At 70.9% G+C, this 15,158-nt stretch carries 15 protein-coding genes; 7 read left to right on the forward strand and 8 right to left on the reverse strand.

Annotated features, from left to right (window positions below):
• Positions 1-83: 83 nt before the first annotated feature.
• Positions 84-1,979 carry an ABC transporter ATP-binding protein gene (locus AB0395_RS03605; RefSeq protein ID WP_366276597.1) on the reverse strand — a complete coding sequence of 632 codons (1,896 nt, stop codon included), beginning with the start codon at positions 1,977-1,979 and terminating at the stop codon, positions 84-86.
• A gap of 553 nt (positions 1,980-2,532) precedes the next feature.
• On the opposite strand from AB0395_RS03605, the gene AB0395_RS03610 reads away from it, so the two are divergent.
• The 3 genes from AB0395_RS03610 to murJ all read left to right on the forward strand — a co-directional run bounded on the left by AB0395_RS03610 (position 2,533) and on the right by murJ (position 4,751).
• Complete coding sequence (locus AB0395_RS03610) at positions 2,533-2,781, forward strand: DUF6400 family protein (RefSeq protein ID WP_366276599.1); 249 nt, start codon at positions 2,533-2,535, stop codon at positions 2,779-2,781.
• A complete protein-coding gene (locus tag AB0395_RS03615) occupies positions 2,768-2,998 on the forward strand; it encodes a hypothetical protein (protein ID WP_366276600.1) in 231 nt (76 codons plus the stop codon). Before AB0395_RS03610 ends, AB0395_RS03615 begins: the two co-directional genes overlap by 14 nt.
• Before the next feature lie 175 nt (positions 2,999-3,173).
• Positions 3,174-4,751, forward strand: a complete 1,578-nt coding sequence (murJ, locus tag AB0395_RS03620) for a murein biosynthesis integral membrane protein MurJ (protein ID WP_366276601.1) — start codon at positions 3,174-3,176, stop codon at positions 4,749-4,751.
• Positions 4,752-4,805: 54 nt separating this feature from the next.
• Here murJ and AB0395_RS03625 read toward each other — a convergent pair whose 3' ends face one another.
• Entirely contained in the window at positions 4,806-6,017 is a 1,212-nt protein-coding gene (locus AB0395_RS03625) for a hypothetical protein (protein ID WP_366276604.1), read from the reverse strand.
• A gap of 11 nt (positions 6,018-6,028) precedes the next feature.
• On the reverse strand, positions 6,029-6,841 hold the full coding sequence (locus AB0395_RS03630) for an AraC family transcriptional regulator (RefSeq protein ID WP_366276605.1): 813 nt from the start codon (positions 6,839-6,841) through the stop codon (positions 6,029-6,031).
• 117 nt (positions 6,842-6,958) lie between these two features.
• Here AB0395_RS03630 and AB0395_RS03635 point away from each other — a divergent pair, with 117 nt between their 5' ends.
• Together AB0395_RS03635 and AB0395_RS03640 are read left to right on the forward strand one after the other, a co-directional pair.
• Positions 6,959-7,315, forward strand: coding sequence for a VOC family protein (locus AB0395_RS03635; RefSeq protein WP_366276607.1), 357 nt, complete (start codon positions 6,959-6,961; stop codon positions 7,313-7,315).
• A 148-nt stretch (positions 7,316-7,463) separates the two neighbouring features.
• Positions 7,464-7,958: a hypothetical protein gene (locus tag AB0395_RS03640; protein ID WP_366276609.1), complete on the forward strand. Its 495-nt coding sequence runs from the start codon at positions 7,464-7,466 to the stop codon at positions 7,956-7,958.
• A 127-nt stretch (positions 7,959-8,085) separates the two neighbouring features.
• On the opposite strand, the gene AB0395_RS03645 is transcribed toward AB0395_RS03640, so the two are convergent.
• Together AB0395_RS03645 and AB0395_RS03650 are read right to left on the reverse strand one after the other, a co-directional pair.
• The gene (locus AB0395_RS03645) at positions 8,086-9,363 is read right to left on the reverse strand and encodes an aminotransferase class I/II-fold pyridoxal phosphate-dependent enzyme (protein ID WP_366276611.1); all 1,278 of its coding nucleotides are present in this window, start codon (positions 9,361-9,363) and stop codon (positions 8,086-8,088) included.
• 168 nt (positions 9,364-9,531) lie between these two features.
• Positions 9,532-10,539: an aldo/keto reductase gene (locus AB0395_RS03650; protein ID WP_366276612.1), complete on the reverse strand. Its 1,008-nt coding sequence runs from the start codon at positions 10,537-10,539 to the stop codon at positions 9,532-9,534.
• Positions 10,540-10,651: 112 nt separating this feature from the next.
• On the opposite strand from AB0395_RS03650, the gene AB0395_RS03655 reads away from it, so the two are divergent.
• Positions 10,652-11,197 (forward strand): helix-turn-helix domain-containing protein, encoded by a 546-nt coding sequence (locus AB0395_RS03655; protein ID WP_366276614.1) that lies wholly within the window; start codon positions 10,652-10,654, stop codon positions 11,195-11,197.
• A gap of 4 nt (positions 11,198-11,201) precedes the next feature.
• Here the strand turns inward: AB0395_RS03655 and AB0395_RS03660 are convergent, their stop codons facing one another.
• The gene (locus tag AB0395_RS03660; RefSeq protein ID WP_366276616.1) at positions 11,202-12,170 is read right to left on the reverse strand and encodes a magnesium transporter CorA family protein; all 969 of its coding nucleotides are present in this window, start codon (positions 12,168-12,170) and stop codon (positions 11,202-11,204) included.
• A gap of 183 nt (positions 12,171-12,353) precedes the next feature.
• Positions 12,354-13,466, reverse strand: a complete 1,113-nt coding sequence (locus AB0395_RS03665) for an FAD-dependent oxidoreductase (RefSeq protein WP_366276617.1) — start codon at positions 13,464-13,466, stop codon at positions 12,354-12,356.
• 95 nt (positions 13,467-13,561) lie between these two features.
• On the opposite strand from AB0395_RS03665, the gene AB0395_RS03670 reads away from it, so the two are divergent.
• The gene (locus tag AB0395_RS03670; RefSeq protein WP_366276620.1) at positions 13,562-14,083 is read left to right on the forward strand and encodes a hypothetical protein; all 522 of its coding nucleotides are present in this window, start codon (positions 13,562-13,564) and stop codon (positions 14,081-14,083) included.
• Between the two features lie 148 nt (positions 14,084-14,231).
• On the opposite strand, the gene AB0395_RS03675 is transcribed toward AB0395_RS03670, so the two are convergent.
• Positions 14,232-14,972 carry an alpha/beta hydrolase gene (locus AB0395_RS03675; RefSeq protein ID WP_366276622.1) on the reverse strand — a complete coding sequence of 247 codons (741 nt, stop codon included), beginning with the start codon at positions 14,970-14,972 and terminating at the stop codon, positions 14,232-14,234.
• Positions 14,973-15,158: the final 186 nt, after the last annotated feature.

Here is a 15,158-nt window from a genome sequence, read left to right on the forward strand (position 1 = left end):
GTAGCCGGAGGGGTGGAGCACCCCGCCCGCCCCGTCGGGCCCCTGCCGAAAGGCTTTCGGCAGGGGACGTCTCGCGCGGCGGGTCAGTGGACCGGTTCCCTGTCCGCTTCCCTGTCCGCGGACTGGTCGAACTGGGTGCGGTACAGCTCCTCGTAGCGACCGCCCGCGGCGAGAAGGTCGGTGTGCGTGCCGCGCTCCACGATCCGCCCGTCCTCGATCACGAGGATGAGGTCCGCGGCCCGGACGGTGGAGAGCCGGTGCGCGATCACCACCGAGGTCCGCCCGGCGAGCGCCTCGCCGAGCGCCTCCTGCACGGCCGCCTCCGAGGTGGAGTCCAGGTGGGCGGTCGCCTCGTCGAGGATGACCACCCGAGGGCGGGCCAGCAGGAGCCTGGCGATCGTCAGGCGCTGACGCTCACCCCCGGAGAGGCGGTATCCACGCTCGCCGACGACGGTGTCGAGCCCATCGGGCAGCATGGAGACGAGGTCTGCGAGGCGGGCGCGGCGCAGCACCTCCCACAGCTCCTCTTCCGAGGCCTCGGGACGTGCCAGCAGGAGGTTCGCGCGGACCGACTCGTGGAACAGGTGCCCGTCCTGCGTCACCATGCCGAGCGTCTCGCGGACCGAATCGGCGGTCAGGTCGCGGACATCGGTTTCCGAAAGCCGCACCGCGCCGCTGTCGACGTCGTAGAGGCGCGCCGCCAGCTGCGCGATCGTCGACTTGCCCGCCCCCGACGACCCGACCAAAGCGACCATCTGCCCCGGCTCCGCACGGAACGACACATCGTGCAGCACCTCGACCCCGCCGCGCGTGTCGAGGGTCGCGACCTCCTCAAGCGAGGCGAGCGACACCTTGTCCGCGGACGGGTAGCCGAAGCGAACCCCGTCGAACTCGACGGAGACCGGCCCCTCGGGCACCGACCGGGCATCCGGCCGCTCGGCGATCAGGGGCTTGAGGTCCAGCACCTCGAAGACCCGCTCGAAGCTCACCAGCGCGCTCATCATCTCGACCCTCGCGCTGGCCAGGGCGGTCAGCGGGGCGTAGAGACGGGTGAGCAGCAGCGCCATCGCGACGACGGCGCCCGGCTCAAGCTGCCCCTGCAGGGCGTAGAACCCGCCTAGACCGTAGACGACGGCCAGCGCGAGCGCGGAGACGAGCACGAGCGCGGTGATGAACACCGACTGCGACATCGCCGTACGCACCCCGATGTCGCGCACTCGCCTGGCCCGTGCCTCGAACTCCGCCGACTCCTGCGCGGGCCTGCCGAAGAGCTTCACCAGCGTCGCGCCCGGCGCGGAGAAGCGCTCCGTCATCTGGGTGGTCATCGCGGCGTTGTGGTTGGCCGACTCGCGTTCGAGCCTGGCGAGGCGGGTGCCCATCCGCCGCGCGGGCAGGACGAACACCGGCAGCAGGAGCAGGGCGAGCAGGGTGATCTGCCACGAGGTCCCGATCATCACGACGAGCGTGAGCACGAGCGTCACGAGGTTGCCGACCACTCCGGAGAGGGTGTCGCTGAACGCCCGCTGCGCGCCGATGACGTCGTTGTTCAGCCTGCTGACCAGCGCGCCGGTGCGGGTGCGGGTGAAGAAGGCGATGGGCATGCGCTGCACGTGGTCGAACACCGTGGTGCGCAGGTGGAGGATGAGCCCCTCACCGATGCTCGCCGACAGCCAGCGCGTGACCAGCCCGAGCCCGGCCTCCATGACCGCGATCACCGCGATGAGCGCCGCGAGCCTGACGACGAGGCCCGTCTCCGCGCCCTGGACGATCGCGTCGACGACCCGGCCCGCGAGCACCGGGGTCGCGACCGCCAGCACCGCCGTCGTGACGCTGAGCAGCAGGAACCACACGAGCAGCCTGCGGTGCGGCCCGGCGAACGCGCCGATGCGCCGCAGGGTGGCCCTGGAGAAGGGCCGCCGGTCCTCCTGGGCGTGCATCGCGTGGTACATCGACGTCCACGCGGTGACTTCCATGTCCATCGCTTGTCTCCGGGGGGTCGGAGCCGGCTGCTCTCCGAGCCGGTTCTTCGAACAGGTTTACGACGCCACAGACGATCTCATGCGCCACCGACAAAACCACGACGGCGCCTCCACGGGAGCCCGTACGGGCCTCAGGGGGATGTCGTGGCGTCTCCGGCGTCCTTCGAAGGCGACACCTGAACCCTAAAACCTCAACCTATCTTCAGGTCAACCTCTCGCCCCGCAGAGCCGTACGGCACGGCGGACCGGCGGCCACAGGAGCACCCCGTGACAGAGAGTGGCCCCCAGAAGAACGACACCGGGCGACGGAAGCCGCACGGGAAGTCGTGAGATGCGTCACGAACTAGGCAAGGAAAGCGACATAAGGTATACAAAGGTGTAAAGAACCCTCTTGGTGGGGGTTCTGTTCCGACGAACGTTCAGGTGATCGCAAAGAACCGGCCACACCGGCCTCGCACAGGCCTGGCCGCTTTCCGGCCCCTCCCGGCCCGTCTCCGCACCCGCCAGCCGATCACACTGTGACACGTTCTCCATCCCACCGGAAAGTCGCGTCATGAGTCAGGACAGCAACAGCGCACAGGTCGTCTTCGAGATCGACCTCACCCTGGAGGAAGCCCGGCGGCGGGCCGCGGTCATGGAGGCCCTGGAGACCGACTGGGATCCGCTCGCGGTGATGCGGGGCGAGGAGGAGGCCTACGACCTCCTGTACTCGGGCCTCGACGAGCGGCAGCAGGAGATCTACGACATGCTCGTCGCGGCCGACGTCCTGCCGCGCAGGGGGCCGGGGCATGCTGCCGCTTGATCCACACGCCGACCTGGGACGCAGGGCGTGGGTGCCCTGCCCGGGATGCCGCGACGACAGGGGCTGCGCCCCCTGCTCCGACGGCCGCAACTGCCCGGAGCACTGGCGTTACCTCATCGGCAACACCGGAAGCCTCCTCCACCTGCAGTGCCCCGGCTGCACCCATCTGTGGAACCACGAAACCGGCTTCGGCGCGGGCGGCTCCCGCCCGTTCTGAACGCGCCCGCCCAAGGCCTCCCGCCCGTTCCGAACCCCCTGCCCGCCCCTGCCCGCCCCGAGCCCTCGCCCGTTCTGACGGGATGTAGTGGATTTTCACCACCCTTTCCGGCAATTCATGGTTCATTGCCTGAAGCCGTATGGGGAAGCGGGGAGCCAAAAAAAGGGGGACGACCGTGCGGGAACAGCCACGCCTGGCGCGGGCGGGGCGGGCGATGGCCGTGGCCACGCTCATCTCCAAGATCACCGGATTTCTGCGCACGTTGACGCTGGTCGCCGCGCTGGGCCTGGGGTCGCACCTGTTCGACGCCTACACCGCCGCCAACACGCTTCCCAACTCGATCTACGACCTGGTTCTCGGCGGAGCACTGACCAGCATCCTGGTCCCGCTGCTCATCCGGCACTCCGACGAGATGTACGCGCAGCGGCTGCTGTCGCTGGTGGTGTACGGCCTGGGCGTGACCGTGGTGGTCACGATGCTGTTCGCCCCGCAGATCGTGGACCTGTGCGTGTCCGACTTCACCGCGGACCAGCGGCGGACGGCGATCATCCTCACCCGGTTCTTCCTGCCGCAGATTCTGTTCTACGGAGCGGGAGCGACCGTCGCCGCCGTCCTCAGCGCCCGGGACAGGCAGGCCGCGCCGATGTGGGCGCCCGTCGCCAACAACCTCGTGGTCATCGCGACCGCCGCAGCCTATCTGGCGATCGGCGGCACCGAGCGGCTTGAGGCACTGACCACGGCCCAGACCTGGCTGCTGGGCGCGGGCACCAGCGCGGGCGTGGCCGTACAACTGCTCGTGCTCTGCCTGGCGACCCGTGGCACGGGCTTCCGGATGCGACTGCGCGCCGATCCGCGGGGCGTCGGGGTACGGCGGATCGCGGCCATGGCGAGCTGGACACTCGTCTCCGTGGTCGCGGCGCAGGCGGCGCTCATCGTCGTCAACCGGCTCACCTCGGGCGCGGGCCCGGGCGCGCTCGGCGTCCACGCCAACGCCTACACCCTTTTCCAGCTCCCGTACGCGATCGTCACCGCGTCCATCATCACCGGTGTGCTGCCGAGGTTGAGCCGGGCCGCGGCGGAAAGCGACCTGTCCCAGGTGACGGCCGAGCTGTCCCAGAGCCTGCGGCTTTCCAGCGTGGTGCTCCTGCCGGTGGCCGCCGCCCTCGTCGTGCTCGGCCCACAGGTCACCACCGTCCTGTTCGCCCACGGCAACGCCGACCCCTCGGCCGCCGCGCTGGCGGGATCGGTCCTGGCGGTGTACGGCCTGGCCCTGGTGCCGTTCTGCGGCTACCAGATCATGCTGCGCGGGTTCTACGCCCTGCAGGACACCCGCACCCCCGCCATGATCAGCCTTCTCGTCACCGCGACCACCGTCGCGGGCGCGGTCGTCTCGGCACGGCTGGCGCCGGGCCCGCAGACGGTGGTCGGGATCGCGGCGGGATACGCCGTCGCCCAGGTCGTCGGGTTCGTCGCCGCGGCCCTCGTCCTGCGACGGAGGATCGGCAGGGTCGACGGTCACCGCCTCCTGCGGGCCCATGGCCGGATGCTCGTCGCGGCCGTCGCCGCGGGCGGAGCGACGGCCGCGGTCGCCCACCTGACCGGAGGCGTCGCCGGAGCCGGGTGGGCGGGGGCGCTCCTCGTCGTGGCGGCGGGCGGATCCTGCGGGGCGCTGTGCTACGCCCTGGCGACGCGGTCGCTGCGCGTCATCGAGCTCCGCGTGCTGATCGGCGCCCTACGGTACGGTGGCGCCTGACCCGGGACCGGCCCCGCCGTCCCCCGCGCCCGAACCCGCCCGAACCCGCACGGCTCACGCGCCGCTGCCGAGCAGGGCGCTGCAGGTGTCCCGGTCGTAGGTGAGCCCGGCGGAATCGAACCAGCGCAGGGCGTTGCCCATCCTCGGATCCCAGATGGCGTCGTTGGCCACCAGTGCCTCGAGGTAGCGCCGCTGCGCGCCGGTCAGGACCGGCGGTTCCGCGACGGGTTCGGGGAAGGCCGCGGCGAGCAGCGGCCCCCAGTCGAGGTCGACGGTCCAGCTGCTGGTCATCCCCGCGACCGCGAGAGCCGGGGAAAGCACCTCCTCGAAGGACCGCGCCCTCCTGACGGCGGTGGCGACGAGCGCGAACCGCAGGTGACCGAAGATCTGACGGGGCTGTACGGCCAGCCAGGAGTCGGCCGCGACGGGGTCCTCAAGGGCGGCCAGGACCTCGTGCACCGCGGCGGCGTCACCGTCCAGCGCGGGGGCGAGCGCGGCGCAGACCCGGACGGCCGGGTGCGGGTCGGTGAGGAAGCCACGAGGGGCGGCGCCCAACTCTCCCAGCGCCAGCACCAGAGCGCAGCGCTCGTTGTGGTCCGCGGCCTCGCGGGCGGCCCGCTCCAGGCGGTCCGTGAGGTCGGCCGGTCGCGCGAGGGCGCCGGGGACCAGGGCAAGGGCGGCCAGTGTCCCGATCGCGCGGCTGCGCACGTGGAGGTTCTCGTCGTCCAGGCAGGCGACCACCGGGTCGACGAGAAGCGGCGCGACCGCCCTGAGGTCAAGCACGACCCGGGCCATGATCGCGTCGGCGAGTTCGTCACCCCAGGCGTCCTCGTCTTCGTCGAGCAGCGCCTTCAGCGTGGCGGCGATCTCCGCCTCCCGCCCCTCGGGATGGGCGACGGCCCTGATCTCGTCCTCCGAAACCTCCGGCTGGGTCGCCTCGGCCACCTCTCCGAGGAAGCCCAGCAGGACGGCGCGCAGGGGCACGGGCTCAAGCCCGGAGGAGGCGGAGACCGCGTCACGAGAGGGCCTGGCCGTACGCGGATCGGACAGCAGACCGGCGACGACCAGGGCCGCGGGCGGGGTCGCCGACCAGGGCGTCCCCTGGTGGATCACCGCTCCACACAGGTGATCGACGGCCTCGGCTCTCGGCTTCTCCGCGTCGTGGACGAGCGCTGCCAGGTGGTCGGGGGTGTCGGAGGCCACGCCGTAGGCATGGAACAGACGCGACCAGTCGGTTTCCGCCACAGCGGCCAAACCCATTCGCATAGGGAGATTCTTCACCGTATTCCCAGTGCGAGGAGGCAGCGGAGCGCGGTCGGGGTGTGGCCCAGGTGCTCGCGGACGGTCCGGGTCAGGTGGGCCTGGTCGGCGAAGCCGAGGTCGGCGGCCAGGACGGCGAGGCCGTGTCCATCGCGCTCGCCGTCCTCGACCCGTTGCAGCACCCGGCCGACGCGGACCCGGTTGCGGTAGCGGGTCAGCGAAACGCCCATCTCCCGGGAGAAGGCGCGGCTCAGCCGGTACGGCGAGACCTCCAGCAGATCGGCCAGCGAACAGAGTCCGGCCGCGTCGGGATGGCCCTCGATGATCGCCTCGCGGGCCGCCGCGACGAGCGCCCGGTCGGCGGGTCCCGGCCTGGCGGCCGGGCGGCCTGAGCGCTGTCCCGCGCGCTGGCCGGTGGCCGACGCGACCAGCCGGAGCAGTTCCTCCGTGAGCGCGTAGTCGACGTCGCCGCCGCGAGCGGCGGCGAGCAGGCGCCGGTGGGCCAGGTCGACACGGGCGTCCACATACACCGTCGCCCCGCTCCAGGGCCCTTCCCAGAGCCCGGGCGTGACGGTCACGGAGGTGCAGAGGTCGCCGCCCATGGGATGGGCGAACCGCTCCTCCTCGCCCGGCGCGCCCAGGTAGGCCATCGTCGGATCCAGGTCGGCGTCGGCTCCGTCGGCCTGCCGCCGGAACCTGCCGCGCCGTACCAGCACCAGCCGGTGGACCTCGTCGGCGTCCGGCTCGGACCAGCGGGTGTGGTGAGCACGGCAGGTCACCGCGGACACTGTGAAGTGGGGCCGGGCGGCGAGGGTCACGGCGGAGAGCACGGTGCGGACGTTACCCCGGCGGGACGACAGAACGGCCTGCAAGGATCTTCAAGACCATAACCGCCGTATGAATGATGCTGGTTACGCAAGCGACGAACGACGACCAAGGAGTCACCGATGGCCGCTCTCGCGGAACCCACCGCCATCATCATCGACTGCGCCGCCCCAGGAGCGCTCGCCGAGTTCTACCGGAAGGTCACCGGCTGGGAGATCACCCACAGCGACGACGACACCGCCTACCTCGGCGACGGCCCGATCCAGCTCGCCTTCCAACGGGTCGAGGGCTACCGGGGGCCGGGATGGCCCGACGCGGCCAAGCACGCCCACCTGGACTTCCGGGTCACCGACCTGGACGTCGCGACGAAGGAACTGCTGACGCTCGGCGCCACGAGGCCCGAGTTCCAGCCCGGCGGGAGCGACTGGACGGTCCTCGCCGACCCCGAGGGGCATCTGTTCTGCGTCAGCGCAGGCTGACCGGACGCGGCCGGGCCGGACGAGGGCCGACCGAATGGGGGCCGACCGGACAGGGCCGGGCCGGACGGAGGCTGAGCGGAGGTGAAGGGACCGCTTCCGGCGACCGGCCACCGCGCGCCCGGCCCGGCCGCCACGCTAGCGTCGCGGTGTGAGCGAGCGGTTCCGCGATCCCGGCACCTCCTGGTACGGCCTGCTGGACGACGAGATCCTTGTCCGCTGTCCTCGTTGCGACGGCCTGGCCATGGTCGTTCTCCGGGAGGGCGGCCCCGGGCACGGCCTCTTCGCCCCGCGCAGGCTGCTCTGCCCGGCGTGCGGGCTCGGCCGTGACTGGGACGGCGACCGGATCGGCCGCTACGACGCCCCTGAGGATCCGTACTTCCGCCTCCCGCTGTGGCTGAGCTCCTCCTGCTGCGGCGGCCGGACGCTGTGGGCGTACGGCAGGCGGCACCTCGACCTGCTGGAGGACTACGTCGCCGCCCGGCACCGCGAGCGCCCCTTCCCCAGCGGGGACCCCGGCACCCCAGCCTCCGCCGGGGCCCGGTCCCTGGTCGAAACGCTGCCCGCCTGGATCAAGAGCGCCAAGCACCGCGACGAGATCCTGCGGGCCGTCGCGCGGATGCGGGCCACTCTCGACGCCCCCTGAAACGACGGGGCGTCCGGACGTGGCCCGCCTGACGCGTCAGCCGGTGAAAGCGGGGTCACCCGAGAGCACCCCGGACCCGCTCCAGCGAACCCGGAGCTCCCCCGAACCCACTCCAGCAGACCCGAAACTATCGGGCCCGCTCCAGCAGCTTCTCGGTGCCGACCAGGCGCACGCAGGTGGCCAGGCCGCCGATCGCCAGCTCGACCTCCTCCAGCTCCGGGTAGCTGGGCGCGATGCGGATGGTGCTGTCACGGGGGTCGTCGCCGTAGGGATGGGTCGCGCCCGCCGGGGTCAGCGCGATGCCCGCCTCAGCGGCCCGGCTCACCACCTGGCGCGCGCATCCCTCCAGCACGTCGAGGCTGACGAAGTAGCCGCCGAGCGGGCTGGACCAGGACGCCAGGCCGGTGCCGCCCAGTTCCTTGGTGAGGATCAGGTCGACCGCCTCGAACTTCGGCCACATCAGCTCCCTGTGGCGGCGCATGTGCTCGAGCACGCCGTCCTCGTCACGGAGGAACTCCGCGTGACGGAGGTGGTTGATCTTGTCGGGGCCGATGGTGCGCTTGCCGGTGTGCCCAAGCAGCCAGGCCACGTTCGCCGGGGAGGAGCCGAAGAACGCGACCCCGCCACCGGCAAAGGTGATCTTCGAGGTCGAGCCGAAGACGAAGGCGCGGTCGGGGTTGCCGTTCTCCGCGCACAGCGCCAGGACGTCGGCGATCTCCACCGGGGTTTCGGTGAGGTGGTGCACGGCGTAGGCGTTGTCCCAGAAGATCCGGAAGTCCGGGGCGGCCGTGGGCATGGCTGCCAGGCGCCGCACCGTCTCGTCGCTGTAGGAGACGCCGCTCGGGTTGCTGTACTTGGGCACGCACCAGATGCCCTTGACCTGGGAGTCCTCACGCGCAAGAGCTTCCACGACGTCCATGTCGGGGCCCTCTTCCGTCATCGGCACGGGGATCAGCTCGATGCCGAAGCGCTCGGACAGGGCGAAGTGGCGGTCGTATCCGGGGACCGGGCACAGGAAGGCGATCCGCGGCTCGTCCGCCCAGCGGCGCTCGGCGCCCGGCAGCTTGCCGAGCAGCGCGTGGACGATGGAGTCGTGCATCAGGGAGAGGCTGGAGTTGTCCGCGGCCACGAGCTGGGCGACGGGGACCTGGAGCAGACGGCTGAAGATCGTCCGAATCTCGGGAAGGCCCTGCCCGCCACCGTAGTTACGGCAGTCGGTCCCGTCGGCGGCGGTGTGACCGCTGGGAAGCGTCAGCATGGCGGCGGCCAGGTCGAGCTGACGCGCCGACGGCTTGCCCCGGGTGAGATCGAGTGACAGGCCGCGCTGGACGAGGGCGTCGTAATCACGCAGGGCGCGGTCACGCTGCGCGATCAGCTCATCGAGGTTCAGGGCCGAAAAGGTCACGAGGTTTCCTTCGCCTGCTGGTCAGAATGGACTTCGAAGGATAGAAGACCTGTCCTTAAGCCCGAAAACCGGGCCCAATGCCACATATCATCAACGTCCCGTGTCCGCCGCCCTCGAACCCTCCGGCGGCACCGGGCCGGAACGACATCGGGTGAGGGCGACCACGGGTCAGAACGAGGCGCCCGTCACGGGGCCGTGGGCGGGGCGGGAGACCTCCTCAAGGCGGCCTGCCAGCTCGGCGGGGAGGTCGAGGGTGAATCCGGCCGCGTTCTGCTCGTACTGTTCCAGGCTGCGGGGGCCGATGATGACCGAGGTGACGCCGGGACGGGCGGCGACCCAGGCGATGGCCACCTCGGTCGGGGTCACACCCAGTTCGGCGGCGACCGCGGCGACCTCGTCGGCGATGCCGAGGCTGCGCTCACTGAGCATCTCCCCCGCCCAGCGGTCGGCGGCGGGCGAGGACATCGCCAGCAGCCCGCTCATCCTGCTGCCCGGATCGGGGGTGCCGCCGCGCCGGTAACGACCGGCCAGCACGCCACCGCCGAGCGGGGCGTAGGTGACGAGGCCCAGGCCGTGCCGCTCGCACGCGGGCAGGATCTCCGCCTCGATGAGCCTGGCCACCAGGGAGTACTGCGGCTGGAGACTGATCATCCGGGTGCCCCCGACCCGCTCCGCGGCCCACTGCGCCTCCACGATCTGCGACGCGGTGAAGTTGGAGCACCCCAGGTAGCGGACCTTGCCCGAGCGGACGAACCCGTCCAGGGTCGCCATCGTCTCCTCGATCGGGGTCTCGGGATCCCACATGTGGCACTGGTACAGGTCGACGTGGTCGGTGTCCAGCCGTCGCAGGCTCGCTTCAAGAGCCCTGGTGAGGTGCACCCGCGACAGTCCCCTGGCGTTCGGGCCGGGCCCCTGGGGGGCGAAGGCCTTGGTCGCGACGACCACCGAGTCGCGGCGCCCGCGCAGCGCGTGGCCGACGATCCGCTCCGAGTCGCCCCGATGGTAGAGGTCCGCGGTGTCAACGAAGTTGTTGCCCGCGTCGAGGAAGGCGTCGATGACGCGGCGGGCCTGCGCCTCATCGCAGCCGCCCACTCCGGGACCGGTGCCGAAGTTCATGGTGCCCAGACAGGCGCGCGAAACCTTCAGGCCCGAGTCGCCGAGCCGTACGTAGTCCACGGATGTCCCCCTAGAATCGGAACAAGCGTTCCGCTTGGAATGTGGGGAACGTTACGGAACAACGGTTCCGGTTGTCAACGGCTCACTGACACCGGTCAATGGAGGAAGAACGATGATGCGCGCCGACGCGCAACGCAACCTGGCCCGGGTGCTCGAGGCGGCCGAAGAAGTCCTGGCCCGCGACGGCCTCTCCGCGCCGATGCGGGAGATCGCCAGGCAGGCCGGGGTCGGCGTGGGCACCATCTACCGGCAGTTCCCCACCAAGGAGGCCCTCTACCAGGCGATCGTCGTGGACCGTAAACGCAGGCTGGCCGAGGAGGCGCGGGCGCTGTCGACGGCGGCCGAGCCGGGCCCCGCCTTCTTCGCCTTCTTCGCCCGCGTCGTCGAGGACGCCACCGCGAAGAAGGTCTTCGCCGACGCCCTGTCGGAGGCCGGGATCGACGTCAAAGCCGCGACCGCGGGAACCTACGACATCCGCGGTGCCATCGAGACTCTGCTGACCCGCGCCCAGCGGGCGGACCAGGTGCGCGCGGAGGTGGGGATGCCGGAACTGCTGGCCCTGCTGACCGCCACCTGCCTGGCCGCGCAGCACCAGGGCTGGGATGAGCGACTCAGAACCAGCACACTGGAGATCGTCTTCAACGGCCTGCGCCCCTGAGGATCTAGAGCCAGCCCCGCTTCTTGAAGATCGTGTAGAGGATGAACGAGGCGACAAGGATCGCCAGGGTCGAGGTCCAGAAGCCGATCGGGTGACTGAAGCCCGGATAGGGGACGTTCTGCCCGTAGAAGCCGGTGATCATCGTGGGCACCGCGATGATGGCCGCCCAGCTCGTGATCTTCTTCATGATGTCGTTGAGCCTGAACCCCTGCTGGTTGATGTGGGCCTCCCTGACGTTGCCCACCAGCTCCCGCAGGGAGTCGGTCCACTCGGCGGCGCGCAGCGTGTGGTCGTAGACGTCCTGGTAGTAGGGGGTCATCGCGGGGTCCAGTATCTCCACGCTCCTGCGCAGGAGGCTGCCGACGATCTCGCGCATCGGTACGGCCAGCCGCCGGAACCGCACCAGCTTCTTGCGCATCTCGTAGGTCAGGCGCTGGATGTGCACCCGGTCGCCGGGATCGTCGGCGAACAGGTCGTCCTCGAGTGCCTCGACCCGGTCGTCCATCGCCTGCAGCACGTCGAAATATCCGTCGACCACGTAGTCGAGCAGACCGTGCAGCAGGTACGGCACGCCGTACTTGGCCATCTCCGGGTTGGCGTCCCAGCGCCTGATCACCTCGTCGATGTCGAACCCGGGGTTCTCCCTCACCGTCACCAGGGCGTTCTTGGTGACGAAGATCGATATCTCGATGAGGTCGAGGTCCCTGTCGGCCAGCTTCGCGCCGTAGGCGGTGATGAACAGGTGGCTGTCGTAGGTGTCCAGCTTGGGACGCTGGTGACTCTGCAGCGCGTCCTCGACGGCCAGCCGGTGCAGCCCGAGCTCCTCGCTGATCTTGCCCAGATCCGCGGACGTCGGCGAGCACAGGTCGAACCACACCACGGCGGAGCTGTCTCCGACGTACTCGGAGACGTCGTCGACGGGAAAGCCCTCGGCCTCCAGAACGCCGTTGCGGTAAAGACGGGTGCGGTCCATGGCCGTCAACACTAGTCCGAGATCGGGCCTCGAAACCCCTGGCGCGTATGGTCTCGCGAACGTCGGGAACAGCCTGTCCCGAACGGCCTCCGCCGGTTGAAACCAACCGCCGTCCCGCACCGCCGCACGCGGTCACGAACCGTCCCCGGCCACGGCGAACCGCTTCGAGCCGCCACGAGCGCCTCAGGCCGCCGCGGGAGCGGCGAGGAGGCGGCGGATGTGCTGGACCGCGGTACGGCCCGCGCGGTTGGCGCCGATGGTGCTCGCGGAGGGGCCGTACCCGACCAGGTGGACGCGGGGATCCAGGACGGCCCGCGTGTCCTCGACCCGGATCCCGCCGCCGGGCTCGCGCAGGCGCAGCGGAGCCAGGTGGTTGACGACCGGCCGGAACCCGGTGGCCCACAGGATCGCGTCGGCCCTGACGAGGCGGCCGGACCTCGGGGACACAGGGGACACGATGCCGCCGCCGGGAAGGGGACCCGGCTGAAGGACGGCGTTCCCGTCGTCCCAGACCACGCCTTCCCCGACGATCCGGTCGAACATCGGCAGGCGGTTCAGGACCCCGGCCGCCATCGCGGCCCGGACCTCGGGCGTCATCGGATATCCGGTCGCGCCGACCACGCTGCCCGGCGGCAGCCCCGCGCGGACCCGGGCGTCGACCCGGGCGACGGCCGCGCGACCCGCCTCCTCGTCGAACGGCCCCTCCCTGAAGACCGGCGGACGGCGGGTGACCCAGGTGGTCGTGGTGACGCGGGCGATCTCCATCAGGAGCTGAACGGCGGAGGCGCCCGCGCCGACGACATGCCCGCCCGCGAACTCGTCCGCGCTCACGTAGTCGGCGGTGTGGAGCTGCCTGCCGAGGAACGTCTCCTGCCCCGGATAACGCGGCCAGAACGGGCGGTCCCAGGTGCCGGTCGCGTTGATCAGCGCTCGGGCCGACCAGTCGCCGGCCGAGGTCCGCACCAGCAGCCGCCCCTGCTCCCCCTCGCTCACGGAGCGCACCTCCACGGGACGGCGGACCGGCAGGTCGAAGGCTCGCTCGTAGGCGGCGAAGTACGCGGAGACGACCTCGGCGGAGGGCCGAGTCACGTCGACGCCCCCCATCGGCAGACCGGGGAGGTCGTGCACGCGGTGTGTGGCGCCGAGCGTCAGCGACGGCCAGCGAAACTGCCAGGCGCCGCCGGGCCCGGGAGAACGGTCGAGCACGACGAAGTCCAGCCCGGCCCTGCGCAGGAAGTAGGCGCTGGACAGTCCGGCCTGCCCCGCCCCGATGACCACGACGTCGATCTCCGCCATGTTTTCTGGCAACCGTCCACGCCCGGCGAATAATCCCGCCCGCACGGGGCAGCAGAAGCCATCACCACAGCAGACGCAGCCCGAGATGAGGACACATGATAGTTCTGGGACTCCTCTTGATCGTACTCGCGGGCGCGACCGTGATCGCGGTCTCCTGGGATGAGACGGCGGCGGCGACGAGCACCGCCACGTTCACGGTCTTCGACCGCACCCTCCAGTTCTCCCAGCTGGAGTTCTTCTTCGCCGGTGCCGTCACGGGAGCGGTGTTCCTGCTCGGCCTGGCGATCCTGTTCAGCGGGATGCGGCGCTCCGCCGTACAGCGGCGCAGGCTCCGCGACTCCCGCCTTGAGGCGCGCGACCGGGTCGCCCGTCTTGAGAAGGAGAAGCAGGAGCTTGAGCGCAAGCTGGAAGAATCCCCCTCCACCTCTGCCCCCTCCACCCCCGCTCCCGCCGTGTCACCGGCCGCCGCTCGCACCTCCCCGGTGGTCGACAGGGACCGCGACGGGGTCGACGACCGCGCCGAGACGACGGCTCCGCACCCCCGCGTCGAGGTTCCCCGCCAGAACTCGGCCGACCAGCTCGTCGCGGGCCGCCACACCCGCCCTTCGGGCAGGTAGCCCCCCTTCCCATCCGCCGGTACGGCACGCTCGCCGTACCGGCGGATGTTTTTTCGACGGGCCGATGTCGGGATGCCCGGCCGGAGCGAGGTCCGGCCGGGCACCGCCTACCGCCCGCTGTCGGCCTGACGGCGAGGGTGGTCGGCGGTTAGCGCAGATGCCGGGCGAAGAACCCGGCCGCGTCCTCCCCTGCGAACTGCGGGACGCCGGTGTGCCCGCCCATGTTGGCGTGCAGCGTTTTCTCCTTGGAGCCGAAGGCGTCGAACAGGTTCAGGGCCGCCTGCCGGTCGTTCCCTTCGTCATCCCACTGCAGCAGGACATGCAGCGGAATGGTGACCTGCCGGGCCTCCTCGAACATGGCGCGAGGCACGAAGCTCCCGGCGAAGAAGCCGGCGGCCACGATGCGCGGCTCGACCACCGCAAGCCGGATGCCGATGGAGATCACTCCTCCCGAGTACCCGACCGGGCCGCCGATCTCGGGCAGCGACAGGAGGGCATCCAGGGCGGCCTGCCATTCCGGGACCGCCTTTTCGACGAGCGGGAGGATGAGGGCGTCGATGATCTCGTCGCTGACCGGCTCGCCGGCCTCCATAGCCCGGCGCAGGTCGGCGCGGGCCTGCTCGGCGGCGGCCCAACGGGGCCGGTCACCGCTCCCGGGGAGCTCGATGGTGGCCGCGGCGAAGCCCTCCGCCGCGGAGTGCCGGGCCCGCGCCACCAGCCGGGGGTACATCTTGTGCAGTCCGAGCGGAGGGTGACCGAGCAGGATCAGCGGGACCGGTGCGGATGCGGATGCGGATCCGGGCGTCCACAGGATGCCGGGGATCTCGCCGAGGGTGAATTCGCGTTCGAGGACGCCGTCGTCGAGGCGCTGCTCAGAGGTGAATCGCATGGTCGTGCCTTTCGGGAGTGCTCTTGAACGGCGCTCCCGGACGACCTATCGCCCGACCGTGACCCCGGAGGGGAGCACCCATGTCGATACTGCGTTCACGGGTACCACCTCCTCGTTCTCTCGCACGGCCTCCGGCAAGGTAGCAGTGGTCACCGTGGTCCGCCAACGGGTTTTCGCGGAGGCTCC

Origin of the sequence: Streptosporangium sp. NPDC051023 (assembly GCF_040689595.1) — a bacterium.
GTDB lineage: Bacteria > Actinomycetota > Actinomycetes > Streptosporangiales > Streptosporangiaceae > Streptosporangium.